This window comes from Acidobacteriota bacterium, from assembly GCA_018001935.1.
Taxonomy (GTDB): Bacteria; Acidobacteriota; JAAYUB01; order JAAYUB01; family JAAYUB01; genus JAGNHB01.
This window is the reverse complement of record JAGNHB010000110.1, coordinates 1-2,759: the sequence shown is the minus strand read 5'-3', so window position 1 is coordinate 2,759 and position 2,759 is coordinate 1. Positions and strand designations below refer to the sequence as shown.

General features: G+C 62.8%; 3 protein-coding genes. 1 reads left to right on the top strand and 2 read right to left on the bottom strand.

Annotated elements, in window-relative coordinates; all coding sequences use genetic code 11:
- On the top strand, positions 1-193 hold a 193-nt coding region (locus KA419_21060; protein MBP7868424.1), incomplete at its 5' end, for a hypothetical protein.
- Between the two features lie 75 nt (positions 194-268).
- Here the strand turns inward: KA419_21060 and KA419_21055 are convergent.
- Together KA419_21055 and KA419_21050 are read right to left on the bottom strand one after the other, a co-directional pair.
- Entirely contained in the window at positions 269-1,474 is a 1,206-nt protein-coding gene (locus KA419_21055; GenBank protein MBP7868423.1) for a CoA transferase, read from the bottom strand.
- 681 nt (positions 1,475-2,155) lie between these two features.
- Positions 2,156-2,506: a hypothetical protein gene (locus tag KA419_21050; GenBank protein MBP7868422.1), complete on the bottom strand. Its 351-nt coding sequence runs from the start codon at positions 2,504-2,506 to the stop codon at positions 2,156-2,158.
- Positions 2,507-2,759 lie beyond the last annotated feature (253 nt).

Here is a 2,759-nt window from a genome sequence, read left to right as displayed (position 1 = left end):
TGCCGACGAGCCGCCCCTGCGCCCCGGCGATGACGAAACAGTGGCTTCCCCGGATGATCGCGGCGGCCAGATCGCGGTCGCGATCGGTCGACGGCCCCCACCAGCCCTGAACGCGGTACAGAGCCAGGACACTCTCGGCCTGCTGCGCGGTGGGCTCCGTTATGAAAGCATAATCGACCTGCATGGCATGTGATGGAATCTTAAGAATGCCGCCCCGCGCTGTCAAGGGAGAACCCGTGCAAAATCCCCTTCGTACGGCTTCCTGCCCTCACCCGACGATGCCCTCCTTTCGCAAGTTGCCGATCTCCTCCGCGCCGAACCCCAGGGCGCCGAGGATCTCGTCGGTGTGCTCGCCGTGGAGCGGGGCGAAGCGCCGCACTTGCCCCGGGGTCTCGGAGAGTTTCGGCAGGATCCCCACCTGGTTCACTTTCCCCAGGTTCGGGTGGTCCAGTTCGATCACCATCTTCCGGTGAATCACCTGCGGGTCGCTGAAGACCTCCCCGATGTCGTAGACCTTCCCGACGGGGATGTCCTGCGGCGCGAGCAGGTCGAACCACTCGTCCCGGGTCTTCGTCAGGAACACCTGCTCCAGGCAGGATCGGATCGCGAGGAGCTTCTCGTCGGGCGCCTGAAAGGTCATGTCCATGGACCATTTGGCCGGCATGAGTTCCTCCTTGCCGATTGCCCTGCACAGGTTGTCCCAGAAATGGGGCTCGAGGCAGCCGATGCTGAGGTATTTCCCGTCCCCGGTCCGGTAGACGCCGTAGTGCGGATAGCTCCCCATGGCCCAGGACTCCCCGCGCTTCATGACCGTACCGTCCATGAAGAACCGGTGGGTGAACCAGGTGATCAGATGAATGGCCCCCTCCATGTAGGTGTGATCGATATACTGCCCCTTGCCGGTCTTCCCCCGGGCCATGAGGGCCAGGAGAATCCCGACGGCCCCGTAGAGGGAGACACCGGCGAAGTCGGCGATGATGTTGAGCGGAATGGAGGGAGGACCGTCCTTCGGACCAATGAGGCCCAGAACCCCCGCCAGGGAGATATAGTTGATGTCATGGCCCGAGAGAAGGCGGTAGGGTCCGTCCTGCCCGTATCCGGAAAGGGAGCAGTAGACGATCCCCGGGTTGATCCCGCTGATCGTCCCGTAGTCGACCCCGAGCCTCTCCACGACGCCGGGCCGGTAGCCCTCGATGACCACATCGGCGCTCTCCGCCATCCGGTGAAAGATCCGCCGCCCCTCGTCGGACCGGAGATTCAGGCCGATGCACCGCTTGTTGCGGTTGAGCGCGAAAAAGGCGGCCTGCCGTTCCCTGTCCTTTCCGCCCGGAGAGTACCCCATGTCTGCCATCGGGAAGGCCTTCGCCGGTTCCACCTTGATGACGTCGGCACCGAAGTCGGCCAGGATCATGGTACACAGCGCACCGGGGACGTAATTCGACAGATCGAGGACCTTGATTCCATCCAGCGCCATCATAGATCTCTCCCTCCTTTTGTTGAGCGGCGGCCGGGGGCGCACCATGGCCAGGCAGGAAAGGCGAGAAGGCGGGGGGGTGGAACGTTGGATAAACCGGCAGCCGAATTCCCGCGCCCCGTATCTCCAACTTTTTGGACCCGCCGGTTGTATATCACGGATCGGCACGTCCCGCCACAGAAACCGCCTCACGGGGTGTCCAGGGCCTAAGGACCGGATATCACAGGCAAAGCTAGTGCTTGAAATTATTTCGATTTTCTGTTATGTGCTCCGTGCATCCAAACCAACGGTTCTCTTGACGGACGGGCCGGTCGACATTCCCCATCGACGGGACAGGAGAGAGGAAAGAGGACGAGATGGAGTCCCGTGCTCACACGGAACGGGAAGTCTGCGGGCACTGCAAGAAAAGGTTATCGTTCATCAGATGCACCGGATGCGAACTACCGCTCTGCCAGGAGTGCGCCTGCTTCGAACTGATCGGCTCGGGCACCGGCACCGTCATACCGGCTTACTATTGCCTTCAGTGCGTCAAGGATGAGAGGATAAACCCCAACGCAGTCTTTTACAGCATCAGGTAGCCCCCGGAACGGGGCGCCGAACCGTCACCCGCCCGCCCCTGCGGGCGCGCCCCGCGCGGCTCGCAGGCGATCCCGCGCCGAAGGGGCGTGGCCTACCCGACGCCTATTCCGAGTCGACAAGGAACTTCGCGGTGAAAAACCCCATCAGGATGAGGAGAACCGAGAGGTCCGCCCGGTCGAGGATCCACATCGCGAACGCCTTGACGCCGGCGGCCTCGTTGAGGAAGCCGAAGGCGCCGGCAGGGACATACTTGACGAGGGCGATCGACGGGTATCGCGTCCATTCGTTGTACTCGAACCAGCCGTAGAGCTGATAGGCAAAAAGAAGCGTTCCGGAGAGGAAAATGAGGTTGGCCAGCCAGGACAGCAGCGAGATCCTCCTGCCCTTCACGCCTGTGCCGGCAGGGTGGGAATACTGAAACTTCCACGCAGAATGCCCATCGTACGGATCCATCGCAGACACCTCCTTTTTTCGTCACGCCCCGAGAAGCGGGGCAGGCCGCCCTCCTCCGGTGCAGGCCTCCGGTCCGCGAGGAACGCAGGGCAGGACAACAGGTATCGATCGCAAGGCCGTCCGGGCCGAAGGCTCCGTTCACACTATCGGATCATGGCGTCCCGGCCTTGAGGGTTTTTTCGGCCGGGGGGCCTCCGCTCGATACCCGGCCGCCGGCGAACAAACGCCACCGAGATATTTCCGGCGCCGACCC

What these genes read in the sequence shown, in the direction of transcription:
- KA419_21055 (MBP7868423.1), bottom strand. Translation starts at nt 1,474, where the DNA reads ATGGCGCTGGATGGAATCAAGGTCCTCGATCTGTCGAATTACGTCCCC.
- KA419_21050 (MBP7868422.1), bottom strand. Translation starts at nt 2,506, where the DNA reads ATGGATCCGTACGATGGGCATTCTGCGTGGAAGTTTCAGTATTCCCAC.